Annotated in this window: 13 protein-coding genes and 1 tRNA gene; 4 read left to right on the plus strand and 10 right to left on the minus strand. The window is 70.5% G+C overall.

Annotation, left to right across the window (positions count from 1 at the left end; genetic code table 11):
- Positions 1–2: 2 nt before the first annotated feature.
- Positions 3–1,625, minus strand: a complete 1,623-nt coding sequence (locus V8Z80_RS11945; RefSeq protein WP_336062132.1) for an ABC transporter substrate-binding protein — start codon at positions 1,623–1,625, stop codon at positions 3–5.
- 367 nt (positions 1,626–1,992) lie between these two features.
- Between V8Z80_RS11945 and V8Z80_RS11950 the strand changes: the two genes are divergently transcribed.
- The 3 genes from V8Z80_RS11950 to V8Z80_RS11960 all read left to right on the plus strand — a co-directional run bounded on the left by V8Z80_RS11950 (position 1,993) and on the right by V8Z80_RS11960 (position 5,279).
- Positions 1,993–3,294, plus strand: a complete 1,302-nt coding sequence (locus V8Z80_RS11950) for a ribulose-bisphosphate carboxylase large subunit family protein (RefSeq protein ID WP_336062111.1) — start codon at positions 1,993–1,995, stop codon at positions 3,292–3,294.
- Positions 3,291–4,730, plus strand: coding sequence for a four-carbon acid sugar kinase family protein (locus V8Z80_RS11955; protein ID WP_336062112.1), 1,440 nt, complete (start codon positions 3,291–3,293; stop codon positions 4,728–4,730). Before V8Z80_RS11950 ends, V8Z80_RS11955 begins: the two co-directional genes overlap by 4 nt.
- A 108-nt stretch (positions 4,731–4,838) precedes the next feature.
- Entirely contained in the window at positions 4,839–5,279 is a 441-nt protein-coding gene (locus V8Z80_RS11960; protein WP_336062113.1) for a YkgJ family cysteine cluster protein, read from the plus strand.
- Positions 5,280–5,342: 63 nt separating this feature from the next.
- Here V8Z80_RS11960 and V8Z80_RS11965 read toward each other — a convergent pair whose 3' ends face one another.
- Both V8Z80_RS11965 and V8Z80_RS11970 read right to left on the minus strand, forming a co-directional pair.
- Positions 5,343–7,805 carry a penicillin acylase family protein gene (locus V8Z80_RS11965; protein WP_336062114.1) on the minus strand — a complete coding sequence of 821 codons (2,463 nt, stop codon included), beginning with the start codon at positions 7,803–7,805 and terminating at the stop codon, positions 5,343–5,345.
- A 355-nt stretch (positions 7,806–8,160) separates the two neighbouring features.
- The gene (locus tag V8Z80_RS11970; protein ID WP_155193152.1) at positions 8,161–9,096 is read right to left on the minus strand and encodes a LysR family transcriptional regulator; all 936 of its coding nucleotides are present in this window, start codon (positions 9,094–9,096) and stop codon (positions 8,161–8,163) included.
- A 148-nt stretch (positions 9,097–9,244) separates the two neighbouring features.
- Between V8Z80_RS11970 and V8Z80_RS11975 the strand changes: the two genes are divergently transcribed.
- A complete protein-coding gene (locus V8Z80_RS11975) occupies positions 9,245–10,222 on the plus strand; it encodes a Bug family tripartite tricarboxylate transporter substrate binding protein (RefSeq protein ID WP_155193154.1) in 978 nt (325 codons plus the stop codon).
- A gap of 133 nt (positions 10,223–10,355) precedes the next feature.
- On the opposite strand, the gene V8Z80_RS11980 is transcribed toward V8Z80_RS11975, so the two are convergent.
- From V8Z80_RS11980 to mnmD, 7 genes are all read right to left on the minus strand, one after another.
- Positions 10,356–10,431: transfer RNA gene (locus tag V8Z80_RS11980), tRNA-Lys, on the minus strand.
- Positions 10,432–10,501: 70 nt separating this feature from the next.
- The gene (argE, locus tag V8Z80_RS11985) at positions 10,502–11,758 is read right to left on the minus strand and encodes an acetylornithine deacetylase (protein ID WP_336062115.1); all 1,257 of its coding nucleotides are present in this window, start codon (positions 11,756–11,758) and stop codon (positions 10,502–10,504) included.
- 7 nt (positions 11,759–11,765) lie between these two features.
- Positions 11,766–12,563: a MetQ/NlpA family ABC transporter substrate-binding protein gene (locus tag V8Z80_RS11990; RefSeq protein WP_155193158.1), complete on the minus strand. Its 798-nt coding sequence runs from the start codon at positions 12,561–12,563 to the stop codon at positions 11,766–11,768.
- 35 nt (positions 12,564–12,598) lie between these two features.
- The gene (locus tag V8Z80_RS11995) at positions 12,599–13,252 is read right to left on the minus strand and encodes a methionine ABC transporter permease (protein ID WP_155193159.1); all 654 of its coding nucleotides are present in this window, start codon (positions 13,250–13,252) and stop codon (positions 12,599–12,601) included.
- Entirely contained in the window at positions 13,209–14,294 is a 1,086-nt protein-coding gene (locus tag V8Z80_RS12000; protein ID WP_155193161.1) for an ATP-binding cassette domain-containing protein, read from the minus strand. Before V8Z80_RS12000 ends, V8Z80_RS11995 begins: the two co-directional genes overlap by 44 nt.
- Before the next feature lie 171 nt (positions 14,295–14,465).
- On the minus strand, positions 14,466–16,691 hold the full coding sequence (locus V8Z80_RS12005) for a glycoside hydrolase family 31 protein (RefSeq protein ID WP_336062116.1): 2,226 nt from the start codon (positions 16,689–16,691) through the stop codon (positions 14,466–14,468).
- Positions 16,692–16,906: 215 nt separating this feature from the next.
- The gene (mnmD, locus tag V8Z80_RS12010) at positions 16,907–18,772 is read right to left on the minus strand and encodes a tRNA (5-methylaminomethyl-2-thiouridine)(34)-methyltransferase MnmD (protein ID WP_336062117.1); all 1,866 of its coding nucleotides are present in this window, start codon (positions 18,770–18,772) and stop codon (positions 16,907–16,909) included.
- Positions 18,773–18,795 lie beyond the last annotated feature (23 nt).

The following is an 18,795-nucleotide window of genomic DNA, read 5'->3' on the forward strand; positions in this document are numbered from 1 at the left end:
CGCTACTCGATGGAGACGGTCGCCAGGTCGATGAACCAGCTCTTGGGCTGCACCACGCCCTTGACGCGGGCGGACATGGCACGCGGACCGACGTCATGGGCGATCCACACGAACGGCGCCTCCTCGACGATGCGCGCGTGCAGCGCGGCCAGCGCCTCGTCGCGCTCCTTGTCGGTGAAGGTGGTGCGGGCCTTCTCGATCAGGGCGTCGATCTCGTCGTTGCCGAAATAGCCCCAGTTGTTGGAAGTGGGCGGGAAGGTCTTGGTGCTGGTAAAGCGCACCATGGCGAAGAACGGGTCCATGGCCGCGAAGCTCACGTTGATGGCGTTGGCGCCGTTGGCCGAGGGGTCCTTGGCGCCGCGCCGCCAGTTGGTGAACAGCGTGTTCCACTCCACCACGTCGAAGGACACGTCGAAATAGCATTCCTTGAGGTTCTGCTGCAGGAACTCGTTCATGGGCAGCGGCTGCATCTGGCCCGAGCCCGACGCCGAGGTCTGCACCAGCACCTTCAGCGGCTTGGATGCCGAATGGCCGGCCTCGGCCATCAGCTTGCGCGCCGCGTCCGGGTCGTAGCGGATGTCGAAACCGGGGTTGCCCCACCAGGGATGGCCCGGCGGCACCGTGCCCTTGGGCTCGGCCATCATGCCGCCCAGCAGCTCCTTGAGCTCGGACCGGTTCACGCACAGGTTGGCGGCATGGCGCACGCGCTTGTCCAGCCAGGGCGAGCCCTCGGCGAAGGACAGCTGCCAGGGCCATACATGCGGCTGCTCGTTCGAATAGATGACGTTGCCCCGGCTCTTGATGGCGTCGAAGGCATCGGGCGCGGGCGCCTCGATCCAGTCGACCTGGCCGGACATCAGCGCGGCGGTGCGCGAATTGGCCTCGGGCAGGGGCAGCAGCACCACGCGGTCGACCTTGGGCACGCGCTTGGCGTCCCAGTACTTGTCGTTCCTGACCAGCTCCAGGCGCTCGCGCGCCACGAAGCGGCTCATCTTGAAGGGCCCGGTGCCCGATGCGTCGGCGGCGAACGCCGTCCAGGCCTGCTGGGCACGCTGGGCCGGATCGCTGACCGAGGCCGGCACGGCCTCGAACTTGGCCTGCCAGTGCGCCGGCGAAGCCATGTACAGGTTGGTCAGGTTGATCGGCAGGAAGGAATCGGGCTCGGAGGTGCTCAGCTCCACCGTGTAGTCGTCGATCTTGCGGGCCGAGCGCAGCGTGGGCATGCGCGAGGCCGTCACGCCGACCTGGCTGGCGTCGAAGTGCGGCGCGGACTTGTCCAGCACCTTCTGCACGTTCCAGACGACCGCATCGGCGTTAAATGGCGAGCCGTCATGGAACACCACGCCCTGGCGCAGCTTGAAGATCCACTTGGTCTTGTCCGAGCCGTCCGCTTCCCAGGACTCGGCCAGGCCGGGGATCAGCACGCTGGGCGCGTCCGCCTTGGACAGGTCCCATTGCGTCAGGCTGTCGTACATCGGGATGCCGGTAAAGCGGTTGCCCTCGAAGCCCTGGTCGGGCTGGCCCAGCGTGCGGGGAATGTCCCCGGCGGTCATGGCGATGCGCAAGACCTTTTCCTGCCCGTGCGCCATGGTGGGCGCCAACAGCGCCGCGCTGCCCAGGGCCATCGCCAGGGCGGCGGCGCAGGCGTCGAAGCGGAATTTCCCTTTTTGCATTGACTTCTCCGGTTTGCGAGTGGACCGACGAGCCCTTCGATACGAAGGGCGGGGAAAAGGACGAACCCGGCGCGCGCCTGGGCGGCCCGCCACAGATGCACACATAGTTCGTACACAATTTCCGTTCAAGCAAGATGCATGCCATCACCGCGCCGCCTGTGCGGCACGATGCGCGGCGGCCCGTCCGGCACTGCGCCCGCCCGCGTGCCGGCGCCCATGCACCAACAGCGGGATTTCCCTGACGCCAGGCCCCGTTCTGGTGCACGGCACGCCGGCGGCGATTGCTAGAATCGCCACACACCCGCCCGGAGGCTTGCCCATGACGCCCGCCATCGACGTTCCCCCGCTCGCCAGGATTGCCGGACACCCGCGCGTGCGCGCGCAGTACCTGCTCGAAACCGCGGGCGATCCGGCCCGCGCCGCCGCCGTCATGGCCGGCGAGCAATCCTCGGGCACCTTCACCAAGCTGGCGCAGGAAACGCCGGCGCTGATCGAGCGCTGCGGCGCGCGCGTCGAATCGCTGCAGGAGATCGACGGCCTGCCGGCCGCCAGCCTGCCGGTGCATGGCCGCTACGCCGGCCCGACCCGGCGCGCCGTGGTCGAGATCAGCTGGGGCATGGACAACTTCGGCGCCTCGCTGCCCAACCTGGTGGCCACGGTGGCCGGCAACCTGTTCGAGCTCAAGGAAGTGGCCGGGCTGCGCCTGCTGGACCTGGACCTGCCCGACGCTTTCGCCCTGCGCTACGCGCCGCCGGCCTTCGGCGCGGCCGGCACCCGGCGGCTGGCCCAGGTCGCGCGCGGGCCGCTGATCGGCACCATCATCAAGCCCAGCGTCGGGCTCTCCCCCGAACAGACCGCCCAGAATGTCGCCGCGCTGTGCGAGGGCGGCATCGATTTCATCAAGGACGACGAACTGCAATCCGACGGCGCGCATTGCCCCTTCGAGGCGCGCGTGGCGGCGGTGATGGCGGTGATCGACGGCCACGCCCAGCGCACCGGCAAAAAACCCATGTACGCCTTCAACATCACCGGGGACCTGGACCAGATGCGCCGCCGCCACGACATCGTGCTGGCGCACGGCGGCACCTGCGTGATGGTCAGCCTCAACAGCGTGGGCCTGGTGGGCGTGCACGCCTTGCGGGGCCACGCCCAGCTGCCCATCCACGGCCACCGCAACGGCTGGGGCTATCTCTCGCGCCATCCGGCCCTGGGCTTCGAGTACGCCGCCTGGCACAAGCTCTGGCGCCTGGCCGGCGTGGATCACATGCACGTGAACGGCCTGCGCAACAAATTCTCGGAAACCGATGATTCGGTCATCCGCTCGGCTCGCGCCTGCATGACGCCGCTGTTCGACCCGCCCCATCCCGGCTTCCAGGCCATGCCGGTATTCTCCTCGGGCCAATGGGCGGGGCAGGCCTTCGACACCTACGCGCAGTTGCGCTGCACCGACCTCATCTACGCGGCCGGCGGAGGCATCGTCGCGCACCCGGGCGGCATCGCCGCCGGCGTGGACAGCATCCGCATCGCCTGGCAGGCCGCCGAGCAGGGCGTGCCCATCGAGCAGGCCGCGCGCGAACACAAGGCCCTGGCGCAGGCCATCGCATTCTTCGGCAAGGCATGAACGCCGCCCGGCCGCCCGACGGCGTTCATGGCCAAGCCCGCCAGGGCGCAGGCGGCCCGGCCCGCGCCGCCCGGCCGCCCGAAGGCGTGCTGCTCGCCTTCTACGGCGACGACTTCACCGGCTCGACCGATGCCATGGAAGTGCTGGCCGGCAACGGCCTGGACACGCTGCTGTTCCTGGACCTGCCCGATGCCGGCCGCCTGCGGGCCGCGTGCCGGCGCCACCACGCCATCGGCATCGCCGGCACCAGCCGCGCCAAGGACGTGGCCTGGATGGACCGCGAGCTGCCGGCGGTCTACGAAAGGCTGGGCCAGGCCGGTGCGGCCATCTGCCATTACAAGGTGTGCTCGACCTTCGATTCCTCGCCGGCCGTGGGCAACATCGGCAGGGCCATCGAAATCGGGCGGCGCTGCCTGGGCGCGCAGCTGCCCGTGCCGATGGTGGTCGGCGCGCCCGCGATGCGCCGCTATACGGTGTTCGGACAGCTGTACGCCGGCGTGGGCGAGGCCATCTACCGCATCGACCGTCATCCGACCATGTCGGTGCATCCGGTCACGCCCATGCACGAGGCCGACCTGCGCCTGCACCTGGCCAGCCAGGCGCCCCTGTCCATCGGCCTGATGGACGTGCTGGCGCTGGGCTCGCCCGATGCCCAGGCCCGCATGCAGACGCAGCTGCGCGACAAGGACGTGCTGATGCTCGACGTGCTGGACGATGCGACGCAGGCGCGCGCCGGGGAACTGGTATGGTCGCTAGCGGCGCAGGCCCGGCCGCTGTTCTGCGTCGGCTCGTCCGGCCTGCAATACGCGCTGGTGCGCCACTGGTCGCGGCTGTGGCCCGAAACGGTCAAGCCCACGCCGCACCGCGCCGATGCGGTGGACCGCATCGTGGTGGTCTCGGGCAGTTGTTCGCCGGTCACCGGCGGCCAGATCCGCCACGCGCTGGCCCACGGCTTTGCCGACCTGCGCGCCGACGCCGTGGCGCTGGCCAGCGACACCGGCCACCAGCAGGAGGCCGACCGGCTGCTCGCGCTGGCCACGCGCGCGCTGGCCGACGGCCTGAGCCCGCTGATCTACACGGCCACGGGCCCCGACGATCCGGCGGTGGCCCGGCTGAACGCGCACATCCGGCAGCACGGCTGGGACGAACGCGCCGCCCTGGCGCGCATGGCCGCCCGCAAGGGCGCGCTGCTGGCCAGGCTGCTGCGGCAGGCGCCGGTCGCGCGGGTGGTGGTCTGCGGCGGCGACACCTCGGGCGAAGTGGTGCAGGCGCTGGGCCTGTCGGCGCTGCGCATGAAGGCCCGGCTCGCGCCGGGTGCGCCCTTGTGCGAAGCCTATACCGACACCGAGGCGCCGCCCGCGCTGCAGATCGCCTTGAAAGGCGGCCAGATCGGCGACGAGGACTACCTTAGCGTGGCGCGGGCCGGCGGGCGCTGACCGGCGCGCGCGCCGCACTCGCGGCCCGTGCGCCGGCCTGCTAATATCTGCGCCCGCCGGCCGCCTGCGCCGGTGCGACCCGTCCAGCGTGTTTCCCGGATCCGCGCCATGTCCCTGCCGACGCCGCTTCCCCTCCAGGCCATCGATGGCCCCGCGCTCAATCCCTGCCTGAGCTGCGGCGCCTGCTGCGCCCATTTCCGCGTGTCCTTCTATTTCGGCGAAGCCGATCCTGCCTACGGCGGGACGGTGCCGCCCGGACTGGTCACCCAGATCAGCCCCTCGCGCGTGTGCATGCAAGGCACCGAGAAAGGTGCGGGACGCTGCGTGGCGCTGCGCGGCGAACTGGGGCAGCCAGGCATACACTGCGCCATCTATGACCTGCGCCCCACGCCATGCCGCGAATTCGAGCTGTGGCAGGCCGATGGCACGCCCAATCCCGATTGCCAGCGCCTGAGGCTGGCCATCGGCCTGCCGGCGCTGGCGCCGCGTCCCGATGCCAGCAACGATCCCCAGGGCCCGGCCACGCCCGACCAGCCGCGCGCGGCCTGAACGCGCCGGGCGCCCGGCGCCGATACCGCAGCGCTAGCGGATCCCTTGCGGGGCGGGGCGCGGCTAGCGCGGTGCCGGCCGCAGCGTCAGCGTGTCGGCCAGCTGGCTCTGCACCTTGGCGCGGCTGAACGCCATCGGGAAGTACTCGCCCTGCGCCCAGCCTTGCAGCAGGTCCTTGTAGTGCGGGCTGCGCGGATCGGCCGACTGGCCGGGCACGTTCTGCGCCACGGAGTCGTCCCAGTTCGCCAGGTCGATCACCTGGCGGTAGGACGCGCCGCTGACCTGGCGGAAATCCGACTGGCGGAAGGTCGCGCGCAGCACCGTCTCGTTGTCTCCGCCCACCGGGTAACGCTCGCTGGCCCAGGCGCGGGCACGCTCGGGCGGCAGCAGCGGCGCCAGCGCATGCTCGAACTGGATGTGGTGCAGGCGGCCCCATTCCCACTGGCGGGGATCGGGCCCGAGCCGCGCCTGCAGCTTGGCCATGCCGTCGCCCAGGGCCGCCACCAGCAGCGCGTCGCGTCCTTGCTGCGGGCGCGGGCCGAAGGCCGAATCGGGCAGGGCCAGCTTTTCCATGACCTTGACGGTCGAGAGCTTGTCCAGCACCGGACGCGCCTGCGGCGGCACGTACAGGGCCGTGACGCGCTCGACGATCTCGGGCAGCCAGAAGGCGTAGACCGTGGCCGCCGCCGAGTCGGCCTGCATGCGCGCATCCCAGTCCTTGAGCAGCCGCAAGCCCTGCCCCACGCCCGCATCGGCCGAATCGAGATGGCGCACATAGCCCAGCAGCGTGCGCGCCGGCAGCGACACCGTGTCGTACTGCAGCTGCTGCAAGGTCTGCACCGTGGCGCCCTGGACCGAACCGAGCACCTCGTGGATGCGCTGCGCGCGATAGGGCTCGGCCCAGGTCCGGCCCGACATCTCGCGGTAGGGATAATCCTGGGGCAGGTTGTATTCGTTGGCCGTGGCGATATAGCCCTCGGGCGGATTGCTGCGCATGGGCAAGGAAGCCGGATCCAGGTAGCCGTTCCATTCGAAGCTGCCGTCGCCGGGCACCGGCAGCATGCCCGACCAGTCCGCGCGCGGGCGGATGGGCGCGATGCTGCCGCCGAACCAGCCGATGTTGCCGTCCACGTCGGCATACACCATGTTCTCGCTGGGCGTGTAGTGGCGCTGCATCCCGGCCACGAACTCCTGCCAGTTCCGCGCCTGGTTCAGCCGCAGGCTGGCCAGGTAGGCGGCCGTGCCCGGGAACTCCAGGTAGGCCGCGCGCAGCGCATAGGCCTTGCGAGAGGCCGGGTCCTCGAAGATCACCGGGCCGTGGCGGGTGAACTTGAGCCGGCGGCTGACCGGCTGCTGGCCGCGCACGGCGATGGTCTCGTCCAGCGCGCGCATCGGCTCCCAGCGCCCGGCGTAGCGGTACTCGTCGGGATTGGCCGGATTGGTGTCGTAGACGTACAGGTCTTCCTCGTCGCCGAAGGCGAAGATGGTCAAGCCGAAGGCGATACGTTCGTTATGGCCCATCGAGACGCCCGGCAAGGCCGGTTCGCCCGCGCCGATGACGTTCCAGCCCGGCGCGTTCAGGTGCACCATGTAGCGCAGCGAGGGCATGGTGATGGCCCGGTGCGGATCGCCGGCCAGCATGGGCTTGCCGGTGGCGGTGCGCTGGCCCGACAGCACCCAGTTGTTGCTTTCGTAGCGCGTGGCCTCGGCCCGCAGCGAAGGATCGAGCGCGGCCACCCGCGCGGCCGACAGGCGCTCGGCCAGTTCGGCGCGCTGGGCTTGCGCCAACGGGCTGCCGGGAAAATCGGCCGCGGTGAAATCCTGTCCGTCGCGCGCCAGGCGGTACTGGCTCAGCACGTCGGGATGGATCTGCCGCACGTCCAGCCCCGCGGGGATCTGCAAGGCGATGGGCGGCTCGAACACGCTCAGGTCCTGCACCGCGTTCAGGCCCAGCGCGGCGATCTGGCGCGCCAGCCTGACTTCGCCGCTGACATTGCGCGTCAGGCCGTACAGGCGGATCAGCGAGGTCTGCGGGCTCCAATAGCCCGGCAGCGTGCCGGTCAGGCGGAACTCCTCGGGCAACTGCTCCGGATGCGCCCGCACGTGGTCCACATAGGCGTTGATGCCTTGCGAGAAAGCCGTCAGGATGGCCTGGCCGCGCGGATGGTAGCTGGCGAACTCGGCCTGCAGGTCGCCGCGATACAGGAACAGCCGCGCCGCGCGGTCCTGCTCGACAAAGCGCGGGCCGAACTGCTCGGCCATCTTGCCCTCGCCCTGCCGGCGCCACAGGTCCAGCTGCCACAGCCGGTCGCGGGCGGCCGCGAAGCCTTGGGCAAAAAACAGGTCGTGCTCGTTGCCGGCATAGATGTGCGAGACGCCGTGCTTGTCGCGCAGGATCTCCACCGGTTCGGTCAGCCCCGCCAGCTCCAGTTCGGCCGGTGCGCCCCCGCGCGAGGCGCATCCTCCCAGAAACGCAAGAAAACCCGCAGCCAGGCAGATGCCGGCGTGGCGCTTGAAGGCACGCATGATTCCTCTCCTCCAGGTCAGCCGCCCGCCGCTGCGGGCCGGCTATGGCAAGGCGTCATGGTTGGCGTATGGAATCAGCCGTGCGCCGCGGCCACAAGGCAGACCTTAAAAGCTTTGCGCCCGTGCGGCTGTATCGCCGCCGGTAACAGATGTGTGGAACGGTAGGGCGTCCCTTTCTTTTTTCTTAATGGCGATAAACATTATTTGAATTTTCAATTCACCCCCCTCCCCCTACCGTAACGCCCATCGCCGGGCACACCGGATGACGATACGAACAATGGCCAGAGCACGCCTGGAAATTTCCCGGCGCCGCCGCCCGCTACGCGGCGACGGACGCCGCCAAGACCGATGCCGCCTAGGACGCCCGCTGGCTCGCGGGGCCGCCCGCGCGCCGTTGCGGCCGCGTCATGGCTTCGCATACGCCTTGCCGCAAGCGTTGCGCCGCGGGCGAATGGGCCTGGCCGCGGCGCGTGATGACGCCCAGGTCGCGCAGCAGCGGCGGGTCGGTCACCGGCACGATGCGCAGGTCCTCGCCCAGCGCCTCGGGCACCGCAATGCGCGGCAGCACGGCCACGCCCATGCCGGCCTTGGCCATCTCGACCAGCGTCTGGATGTACAGCGCCTCGCAGCGGATCTGCAGCGCCAGGCCGCTGCGCTGCAAGGCGGCATCGAGCATGGCGCGCAAGCCCGATTGCCGGGAGATCAGCAGGATGGGCATGCGGCTCAGCGCAGCCAGGCCGATGCCGCGGCGATAGGACTTGGCGCCGGCCGCCGGCATCAGCACGCAGATCGCATCCTGCATGAACGGCTCGAAGGCGAACTCGTGCAGCCGTTCGTCGGGCCGCGGCCCTACGCCGAAATCCACGTCCTGCCGGCGCACCGCCTCCAGCAGCTCGGGCAGGGCCAGTTCGCGCACGAACAGCGCGACGCCGGGATACTGCATGCTGAACTCGGCCAGCACGCCCGGCAGCAGCGTGGCCGCCAGCGTCGGCACGCAGGCCACCGACAGGCGGCCCTGCTGCATCTCGACCGCCTGCCGGATCTGGCGCAGGCCGGTTTCCATCTCGGCCAGCGCCCGCCGCGCGTAGGCCAGCAGCTGCTGGCCCTCGGCCGTCAGTTGCACGCGCCGCGTGGTGCGATGAAACAGCGATACGCCCAACTGCTCTTCGAGCCGCCGGATCTGCATGCTGATGGCCGGCAAGGAACGGTGCGACTGCTCGGCCGCCTGGCGGAAACTGCCATGCTCGGCCACCAGCAGAAAACTGTGCAGCAGCTTGAGATTGACGCTCACCGGGGTCTCCTCCTGTGGCTGCTCGGCACCGGCCCGCAAACGGGGCGCCCATGCCAGCCTCCGTGAAGGCGCAGCGGCTGGTGAATGCCGCCTCGGCGGGCGGCAAGTTTTTCTTAACTATTCCAATTATATTTTCGAAGGAGACACCATGAACCCCATGCTCAGGCGATGTCTTTGCGCATTGCTGCTGGCAGCCGGCGCGGCCGCGCCCCTGGCCGGCCATGCGCAGGCCTATCCCTCCCGGCCGGTGACGCTGATCGTGCCGCAGACGCCGGGCGGCTCTTCCGACCGGCTGGCCCGCATGATCGCCGCCGAACTGGGCGAGCGCTGGAAGCAACCGGTGGTGGTGGAAAACCGCTCGGGCGCGGGCGGCAACATCGGCATGGCCGCGTTCGCCAAGACCCCGCCCGACGGCCATGCCATGCTGCTTTCCTACGTGGGCACCCATGCCGTCAACCCCAGCCTGTACAAGGACCTGGCCTTCGACGTACAGAAGGACTTCGTGGCCGCCGCCACGCTGGCCAGCGTGCCCTTCGTGCTGGCCGTCAACAGCAAGGTGCCCGTCCAGGACTTCGCCGGCTTCGTCCAATACGCCAAGGCCCAGCCGAACCTGACCTACGGCTCGGCGGGCACCGGCTCGCTGAACCATCTGCTGGGCGAAATGCTCAACCAGGTCACGGGCGTCAAGCTGATGCACGTACCTTACCGCGGCGCGGCCGAGGCCATGACGGACATGATCGGCGGCCAGATAACCGCCGTCTTCGCCAGCCTGCCTTCGATCGCGGGGCTGATCCGCGAAGGCACCGTCAAGGCCCTGGCCGTGACCAGCGCCCGGCGCGCCGCCCAGTTCTCCGATATCCCGACCATCGCCGAATCCGGCTATCCGGACTATGTGGTCGATCCCTGGTTCGGCCTGTTCCTGCGCGCCGGCACGCCGCAGGCCATCGTCGCGCAGGTCAATGCCGATACCAACGCCATCCTGCGCGATCCGGGCTTTGTGCAGAAGCTGGCCACGCTGGGCGCCGAGCCCATGATCATGAGCCCGGAGCAATTCGCCGAGCAGGCCGACAAGGATCTGCAGACCTGGAGCCAGGTCGTGGCCAGCACGGGCGCCAGCCGGGATTAAAAACGGCCAGTCACATCGGCCACCAGCCACATGGCCGCACATGCCAGGACGGTCAAGTTTTGGTCAAGCAAGGCCGCCAAGAAAAAACGCCGCTGGCAAGAGCGGCGTGAATTCTTGATGCGCAAGGCTTAAATGGTGGGTCGAGCGAGACTCGAACTCGCGACCAACGGATTAAAAGTCCGCTGCTCTACCGACTGAGCTATCGACCCAGACCAAGCCCACTATTATGGCTGAAAATACCCCTTCTGTCAAAAGGGCCAAGGCGCCGTCCTGGCCCGCCTATCGGGCGCCGAAGGCCGGATCGCCCTGCGCCAGGCGCAGCATGAACTGCTCGCACTGGGCCAGCTGATCCAGCGCGATCCATTCGTTGGGCTTGTGGGCCTGCGCGATATGGCCCGGGCCGCACAGCACGGTGGGGATGCCCGCGCGCTGGAACAGGCCGGCCTCGGTGCCAAAGGCCACGTAGCGGCCCTTGTCGGCGGCCGGCTCGAAGCCGGCGCCGGGCTCCTGCGCGCCGGACTGCGCGCCCAGGCGGCTGGCGGCGAGCTTGCGCGCGAAGTCCGTCAGCGGCTGGCCCGGCTCGGCCTCGAAGGCCGGCAGTTCGGCCAACTGCTCGAAGGCGATGGCCGCCTCGGGCGCCACCTCGCGCATCTGCGGCAGCAGCTCGCGCTCGGCATAGACCCGGATCTCGTCCAGCACGGCCTGCGGGTCGGTGCTGGGCAGATAGCGGCATTCGAACACGAAGCTGCAATCGCGCGGCACCACGTTGATGGCGATGCCGCCTTCGATCAGGCCCGTGTTGAGCGTGGAATGCGGCACGTCGTAGCCGAAATGGCGCTGCTCCAGCGCGCGCAGGCGGTCGGCGATCATGCGGATGTAGACCACCAGCCGCGCGGCGTATTCCACCGCGTTCACGCCCTGCGGCGTCAGGGCCGAATGCGCCTCGCGTCCGCGAATGCGGCAGCGGTAGCCGACCAGGCCCTTGTGGCCCACCACCGCCTGCATGCCGGTGGGCTCGCCCACGATGCAGCCGGCCGGCTGGATGCGGGCCTGGCGCAGGTCGCGCAGCAGCCCGCGCACGCCCAGGCACCCCACTTCCTCGTCGTAGGACAGGGCCAGGTGCACGGGATGAGGCAAGCCGGCGGCAAGAAAGCGTTCGAGCTGCGCCAGCGCCGCGCCGATAAAGCCTTTCATGTCGGCCGCGCCGCGCCCGTATAGCCTGCCGTCGGCCTCGCGCAGCGTGAAGGGGTCGCTGTCCCAGTCCTGGCCGTCGACCGGCACCACGTCGGTATGGCCCGAAAGCACGATGCCCGCGCCAGGCCCCTCGCCCAGCGTGGCAAAAAGATTGGCCTTGCCGCCGGCCGCGTCGTAGGTCAGGCGCGCCGGCACGCCGCGGCGCGCCAGCAGGTCGCGCACCCATTCGATCAGGCCGAGATTGGAGTCGCGGCTGACGGTCGGAAACCCGACCAGGGTACGCACGGCCTCGAGCGTGGCTTCGGAAGGACGCGCGGCGGGCCCGGCGGCCTGGACCGTCATCGCCGCCTTACCAGGCCGCGACCACCGCGTCCTGGTACTTCTGCGCGATGAAGTCCTTGACCGGCTGGGTATGGTAGATCTCGACCAGCTTGCGCACCTCGGGACGGTCCTTGTCCTGCTCGCGCACCACCAGCACGTTGGCGTAGGGCGAATCGGGCGACTCCTGGGCGATGGCGTCCTGCTTGGGATTCAGGCCCGCCTCCAGCGCGAAGTTGGTGTTCACCGCGGCGGCGTCCACGTCGGCCAGCGAGCGCGGCAGTTGCGCCGCGTCCAGTTCGATGAAGCGCAGCTTGCGCGGGTTCTCGACCACGTCGATGGGCGTGGCCCGCAAGCCCGCGCCCGGGTCGAGCTTGATCAGGCCCTGCGCCTGCAGCAGCAGCAGGGCGCGCCCGCCATTGGTCGGATCGTTGGGGATGGCCACGCGCGCGCCGTCCTTGAGCTCGTCCAGCGACTTGACCTTCTTGCTGTAGATGCCGATGGGGAAGATCACCGTCTTGCCCACGCTGACCAGCTTGTAGCCGCGGTCGGCGTTGGCGTTATCCAGGTAGGGCTGGTGCTGGTAGCTGTTCAGGTCCAGGTCGCCGGCGGCCAGCGCGGCGTTGGGCTGCACGTAGTCGGTGAACTCGATGATCTGGATGTCCAGGCCCTGCTTGGCCGCTTCGCCCTTGACCACTTCCATGATCTGCGCGTGCGGGCCGGCGGTCACGCCCACCTTCAGCGGCTTGTTCTGGGCCAGCGCGGGCTGCGCGGCGACAAGGGCGCCCAGGGCCAGGCCGGCCAGGGTCTTGAACAGTGCGTTCTTCATGATTCGGTTCCGTTCCAGGATGAAAAAACAGAGGGTCAGCGGTGCGAGAGCCTGCGCACCAGCCAGTCGCCCAGGCTTTGCACCGACTGCACCAGCAGGATCAGCACGGCCACCACCGCCAGCATCACCTCGGGCAGGAAGCGCTGGTAGCCGTAGCGGATGCCCAAATCGCCCAGGCCGCCGCCGCCGATGGCCCCGGCCATGGCCGAGTAGCCGATCAGGCTCACCAGCGTGACGGTGGTGGCGGCGATCAGCCCGGGCAGCGCCTCGGGCAGCAATACCTTGACGATGATCTGCAGGGGCGTGGCGCCCATGGCGCGCGCGGCCACGATCAGGCCGCCGTCGACCTCGCGCATGGCGTTCTCGGCGATGCGCGCCATGAACGGGATGGCCGCCAGCGCCAGCGGGACGATGGCCGCCTGGGTGCCGATGGACGTTCCAGCGATCAGCCGGGTCAGCGGGATGATGGCCACCATCAGGATGACGAAGGGCACCGAGCGCGCCGCGTTGACCACCGTGCCCAGCACGCGGTTGACCGACAGGCATTGCAGCATGCCGCCGCGGTCGGTGACGATCAGGGCCACGCCCAGCGGAATGCCGAACAGCACGGCCGACAGGCCGGCCACGCCGACCATCAGCAAGGTCTCAAGCAGCGAGGTGTAAAGCAGGTTGATCAGTTGCGGACTCATGGATGATTTCTTCGATCTGGATGTTTCGGGCTTGCGCGGCGCCCTGCGCGGCCGCGACGGCTTCGGGCGCGCCCTGCACCATCACGAACACGGTGCCCACGGCAATGCCCTGGATGTCCTCGACGCGGGCCTGCACCAGCGTGACCGACACGCCGTGGCCGGCCGCCAGTTCGCCCAGCAGGCTGCCCGCATCGCCGCCGGACAGGGCCAGGCGCCACACGCGCACGGCCTGGCCGGGCTGCTCGGCGGCCTGGCGCGCCACTTTCTGGCGCAGCGCGGCCAGCGTCTCGTCCGACAGGTCGGACGCCGTCACCGCCGAGACCATGGCGCGCGTGACCGGATGGCGCGGCGCGGCAAAGACATCCACGGTGCGACCCGACTCGACCACCTGCCCCTTGTCCATCACCGCCACGCGGTCGCAGATCTGGCGCACCACTTCCATCTGGTGGGTGATCAGCACCACGGTGATGCCGGTCTTGCGGTTGATCTCGCGCAGCAGCGCCAGGATGTTGCGCGTGGTCTCGGGATCGAGGGCGGAGGTGGCCTCGTCGCTGAGCAGCACGTCCGGGTCGTTGGCCAGCGCGCGCGCAATGCCCACGCGCTGCTTTTGCCCGCCGCTGATCTGGCTGGGATAGCGGTCGGCCAGATGGGCCAGGCCCACCAGTTCGAGCAGGCGCCGCACCTTTTCGGCGATGCGGGCACGCGGCACGCCGGCGATCTCCAGCGGCAGCGCCACGTTGCCGTACACCGTGCGGCGAGTCATCAGGTTGAAATGCTGGAAGACCATGCCGATGCGGCGGCGCTGGGCGCGCAGCTGGCTTTCGCGCAGGCCGGTCAGGCGCTGCCCGCCGATGGAAATGGCGCCGCTGTCGGGCCGCTCCAGCAGGTTGATGCACTTGACCAGGGTGCTCTTGCCGGCCCCGCTGGGGCCGATCACGCCGAAGACCTCGCCCTGCGCGATGTGCAGGTCGATGCCGCGCAAGGCCTCGTAGCGCCCGTGCGGCGTCGCGTAGGTCTTGTTCAGGTGCTCAATGTCGATCATGGCGATATTCTGTGCGTGCTCTCAATAAATGAGAACGACACAAATTTCTTTCCTAAATAACCATAAGAAATAAAGAAGCCGTCCAACATGCCGGACGGCCTGCGGCGTGGTTTTTGCCGGCCACGCCAGCCGGCGGCCGCGGCAAAGCGCCGCAGGCCGGACCGGCGCGCCCTAGCGGGCGCGCGAGATGCGCACCTCCGCGCCGCGGCGCTTGACCTCCAGGCCTTCGGACGGAAGGATGCGCAAGCCTTCCAGGCCCTTGATGTAGCTCGATCCCTGCATCTGCATGACGCGGATCTTGTTGCGCATGACGGCGGGATTGTGCACCGGCATGCCGAACATCCAGACTTCGTCCAGGATGCGGGCCGAATTAAATTCGCCGGTGTGCTGGCCGGCCGGGCCCAGGCAAAGCATGTGGCCCTCGCGGCCGAACACGGGGTAGCGGTCGTAGCCGCACTCGTATTGCAGCAGCGTGCCGCCCTCGTAGCGCCAGCCGGTGTTCAGGTCCCACCACGCATCGCCCTTGGGCAGGTAGACCCCGACCTTGCCGCCAGGCTGCAGCACGGGCGCCACCAGCAGCGCCGGACCGAGCAGGTATTGGGTATCGAAGGCGTGCGCATCGGTATCGGCCGGATAGCTCAGGGCCATGGAACGCTGCACCGGCAGCCCGGTGCGCACGGCATCCTCGACGGCGCCCAGCACGTAGGGGATCAGGCGGTAGCGCCACTGCAGCCAGGTGCGCGCGTGCGCCTGCGTGGCCTCGTCAAAGGCCCAGGGCATCAGTTGCGGCACGCCCTGGAAGACGAAGTTGCCCGAGAACACCGCGGCGGCCAGCCAGCGCAGGTACAGCTCGGGCGTCATCGTATCGAGCGGCGCCTGGGCGTTGCCCAGCCCGTGCATCTGCACCGGCACGCCGCTGGCGCCCAGCGCCAAGGCGGTGCGCAAGGTCTGGGCCAGGCCTTCCCAGGTGTTGGGCACGCGCGGGCCGGCCTGCCAGGGCAGGCGCTGCGCGGCCGGGAACAGGTCGGTGCCGTAGACCACGCCCTCGGGCGGGGTCTTGTGGCCGGCCACGGCGTCGAACAGCGCGCGGCGGGCCAGCAGCGGGTAGATGGTGCGCAGCGCGGCGCCCGATTCGCCGCCGCGCGCGGCGATGTCGTCGGGCAGGTCGATCTGCACGCTGCAGGCCGGCGCGCCCACGCCGTCCTCGAAGATGTGATGGTTGCGCTCGACCCACAGCGCATAGACGTCGCGATGGGTCAGGTCCAGCAGGCCATAGGGCTTGCCGCCGGTGGCCGGCACGCCGTCAAAGACACGGGCGCTGCCGTCCTCGCCGGCCAGCAGCCAGCCGCGGTCCTCGAGCTCGGCGAAGGCGGGCGTGTCGGCGGCCACGCCGGGCAGCACGGGCGCGCACACGTGGGTATCGTGCCGGCGCAGCAGCGCCATCGCCTGCTTGGCATCGGGAAAGCGCCCGGCATCCCATTCGAGGGTGAGCTTGGCGTCCTGCGGCCGCCAGGCGGCCGGCGGGGCCAGCAGCACCACGTCCAGCGGCACCTTGGCCTGCCTGGCCTGGGCCACGAGCTCGGCGGTCTGCGTGACGGTCTGCCCGGCCGGCTGCTCCAGCCAGGCGCCCATGGCCCACAGCACCGGCTGGCCGGCGCGCCCGGTCAGGGCCGAATACTGGTTCAGAATGTCGCACGGCTCGCCGGCGAACAGGAACAGGTCCAGCACCGGATCGTCGATGTTCAGCATGTACGAGGACGGCGCCTCGGCCGCGCCCAGCGCGTGCTCGACGCGCCGCACGGTGTTGACGTACACGCCCCAGCCGCGCGGGCTCCAGGCCAGCGGCAGCGCGCGGTGCGCCGGATCGTCCGAAACCACGGTCTCGTCGCGGCGGTTCAGGTCGCCTGCGGTCTCGCCCAGGCCGTAGATGGGCTCGGTCTTGTCCAGCGCGAAGCCGACCGTCCAGTATTCGGGCGGCTCGCCCTCCCAGGCGAAGGCCGGCACGTCCTGCGAAATGTCCGAGGCCAGCACGCAGGTGCCGTTGCGGTAGAGCGCCACGTGCACGGGATCGACGGAGATCTCCAGCGCGGTGTCGCCCTGCACCACCCGCCAGCCGCGGTGCGCGCCGCCGGCCTGGGGCTCGACGAGCAGCTCGCCCACGGCCTCCTGGCGGGCCAGCAGCATGTCGGCGATGGCCTTGGCGCGAATGCCGGGCAGGCGGTCCTCGGCCACTTGCGCCGGCAGCCCGCAACGCAGGCGGAACACCCCCGGCGCATGCGGCTCGACCACCAGGCTCAGCCCCCCGCCCGCGTCGAAATCCAGCCGCGTGGCGCGCGACTGTTTCAGATCCAGGTTTTCTAGATGGTTCGCGCGATCGGAGTCGGACGTGGACGGCACTGGGAATCCCCCGGCTTGGGCGCAAGGCAGCCGACCGGGCCACCGGGGCCGTCGACGACGACGCAGCCAACGGCGGGCCGGGACGAATGCCCCTAGCCAAATAGCGTGAAAAGCCGCTATTTTGACGGATTTATCCAACGAAATAAACTCGGGCCTGCCCGGGCCGCACCCGCGGCCGGCCCGCCCGCCGCCTTGGCGCGGCCCTGGCGCCGCATCTAACGCGGTCCGACCGCCTTTAGCAAGTCGCGCTCCAGCGGCATCGGCTCGCCCTCGAGCGCGGCGCCGATGACGTCGCCAGCCAGGGCCGACCACGAAAATCCCCGCGACGCATAGCCGCAGGCCAGCCACAGCCCGGCCTGCCCAGGCACCGCGCCGATGGCCGGCAGGCGCCCGGGCAGCACCGCGCGCCAGCCGGCCCAGCCCGGCCAGCCCTGCGGCGGCGGGTCGGGCGGATCGAAGTCCAGCAGGCCGGCCGCCTTGCCCAGGTTGCTTGCCTGGCCGGCCGGCGTGACGGCCGAGGCCGCCGCGCCGTGCACATAGGTGCTGCCGGCCACGCACCATCCCTGCTGCGCCGGCAGCAGATAGCCCTCGCCGCCCACGATGCAGCGCGGCCCGCCGCCCAGCGCCGCAGCGGGCAGCTGCGTCACTTCGCCGGCCAGCGCATGGGCGCGGGCCAGCGCGGGCCAGGCCTGCAGGCCGCCGGCGGCCGAGGCCAGCAATGCCGGCGCGCCGGCGGCGTTGGCGATGACCGCGACCGGCGCGCTGGCCAGCGTGCGGCCCTGCTCGTCGCGGGCATGCCAGAGCCCGTGCCCGGCGGCCAGGGCCGCCACCGACCCGGCCAGGCATTGCACGCCCGGCGTCTCCAGCAGGGCCGCCAGCAGCGGCGCGGGCCTGACCAGCATGCCCTCGGCCAGGAACAGGCCGCCGCGCCGCACCGGCATGCCGGCCAGCTCGCTGGCCTGCGCGGCGCACACCTGCCGGACCCAGCCCGCCGGAAACGCCAGCGTCTGCAGCAGCGCCGACAGCCCCGCCTCGCGCTGGGCATCGCGCGCCACCTGCACGGTACCGCACACGCTGGGGGCGGCCTGCTCCGGCAGGCCCTGCCAGCGCGCCAGCGCCCGCCGGCTGCCGGCGCGCGAGAGCCGCGCGCGGGCGTTGTCGTCGCGCGCCAGCAAAGGCGTGCAGGCGGCCGCAAGGTGGCCGGCGTGCAGGCCGCGCGCGCCGCATGCATCCAGCACCGTCACGCGCCAGCCGCGCAGCGCCAGCGCCTGCGCCACGCCCGCGCCGGCCGGCCCGCCGCCGACCACCAGGGCATGCCGCGGCGCACCGGCCGGCGCGGCGTCGGACGCGGCCGGCCCGGCGCCGGCCGTGCGCACCCCGACGGTGATATGGCGCTTGCCGCCCACGCCCTCGCGCCGCGTCACTGCAAAGCCGGCATCGGCCAATGCGCGCCGCACCGCGCCCGCGCTGCACCAGGTCGCCAGCGTGGCGTCGGGCGCGGCCAGCTCGCCCAGCTGGCGCAGCAGCGCCGCCGACCACATGGCCGGATTGCCGGCGGGCGCGAAGCCATCCAGGAAATACGCATCCACCCGGGCGGCCAGGCGCGGCACCAGTTCTTCGGCCCATCCGAAACCCAGCGTCAGCGTCAGGGCGCCGCCCTCGAATTCCAGGCGATGCAGGCCCGGCAGCAGCGGCGGCCACTGCGCCAGCAGCGCATCGGCCAGGCCACGCTGGCACGCCGGCGCATGGCGCGCCAGCATGGCGCGCAGGTCCTCGCGGGAAAAAGGGTGCGCCTCGACCGACACCACGTGCAGGCGGCGCGGCCGCTGCGGATCCTCGCGCCAGGCCTGCCACAGCGCCAGGAAGCTCAGGCCCAGGCCGAAGCCGGTCTCGCAAACGGTGAACGAGGCCCTTGCGCGCCAGCGGCCGGGCAGCCCGTTGCCCTGCAGGAATACCTGGCGCGCCTGCGCCGGCGCGCCGGCCAGGGGATGGTAGACGTCGCCATAGGCGCGGCTGACGGGACGGCCCGAATCATCGTGTTCGGGAACGGCGGGAATCAACGGTCGGTAAGCCGGGGACATCGGGCGCGGGCCGCGGCGGCAAG

This window comes from Orrella sp. JC864 (assembly GCF_037026685.1).
GTDB lineage: Bacteria > Pseudomonadota > Gammaproteobacteria > Burkholderiales > Burkholderiaceae_B > Orrella.

Excerpts from the sequence above, each read along its gene's own strand:
- V8Z80_RS11975 (WP_155193154.1), top strand. The coding sequence starts at position 9,245 with ATGAACCCCATGCTCAGGCGATGTCTTTGCGCATTGCTGCTGGCAGCC.
- mnmD (WP_336062117.1), bottom strand. The coding sequence starts at position 18,772 with ATGTCCCCGGCTTACCGACCGTTGATTCCCGCCGTTCCCGAACACGAT.
- V8Z80_RS12000 (WP_155193161.1), bottom strand. The coding sequence starts at position 14,294 with ATGATCGACATTGAGCACCTGAACAAGACCTACGCGACGCCGCACGGG.
- V8Z80_RS11960 (WP_336062113.1), top strand. The coding sequence starts at position 4,839 with ATGTCCCTGCCGACGCCGCTTCCCCTCCAGGCCATCGATGGCCCCGCG.
- V8Z80_RS11965 (WP_336062114.1), bottom strand. The coding sequence starts at position 7,805 with ATGCGTGCCTTCAAGCGCCACGCCGGCATCTGCCTGGCTGCGGGTTTT.
- V8Z80_RS11945 (WP_336062132.1), bottom strand. The coding sequence starts at position 1,625 with ATGGCCCTGGGCAGCGCGGCGCTGTTGGCGCCCACCATGGCGCACGGG.
- V8Z80_RS11955 (WP_336062112.1), top strand. The coding sequence starts at position 3,291 with ATGAACGCCGCCCGGCCGCCCGACGGCGTTCATGGCCAAGCCCGCCAG.
- V8Z80_RS11990 (WP_155193158.1), bottom strand. The coding sequence starts at position 12,563 with ATGAAGAACGCACTGTTCAAGACCCTGGCCGGCCTGGCCCTGGGCGCC.
- argE (WP_336062115.1), bottom strand. The coding sequence starts at position 11,758 with ATGACGGTCCAGGCCGCCGGGCCCGCCGCGCGTCCTTCCGAAGCCACG.
- V8Z80_RS11995 (WP_155193159.1), bottom strand. The coding sequence starts at position 13,252 with ATGAGTCCGCAACTGATCAACCTGCTTTACACCTCGCTGCTTGAGACC.
- V8Z80_RS11950 (WP_336062111.1), top strand. The coding sequence starts at position 1,993 with ATGACGCCCGCCATCGACGTTCCCCCGCTCGCCAGGATTGCCGGACAC.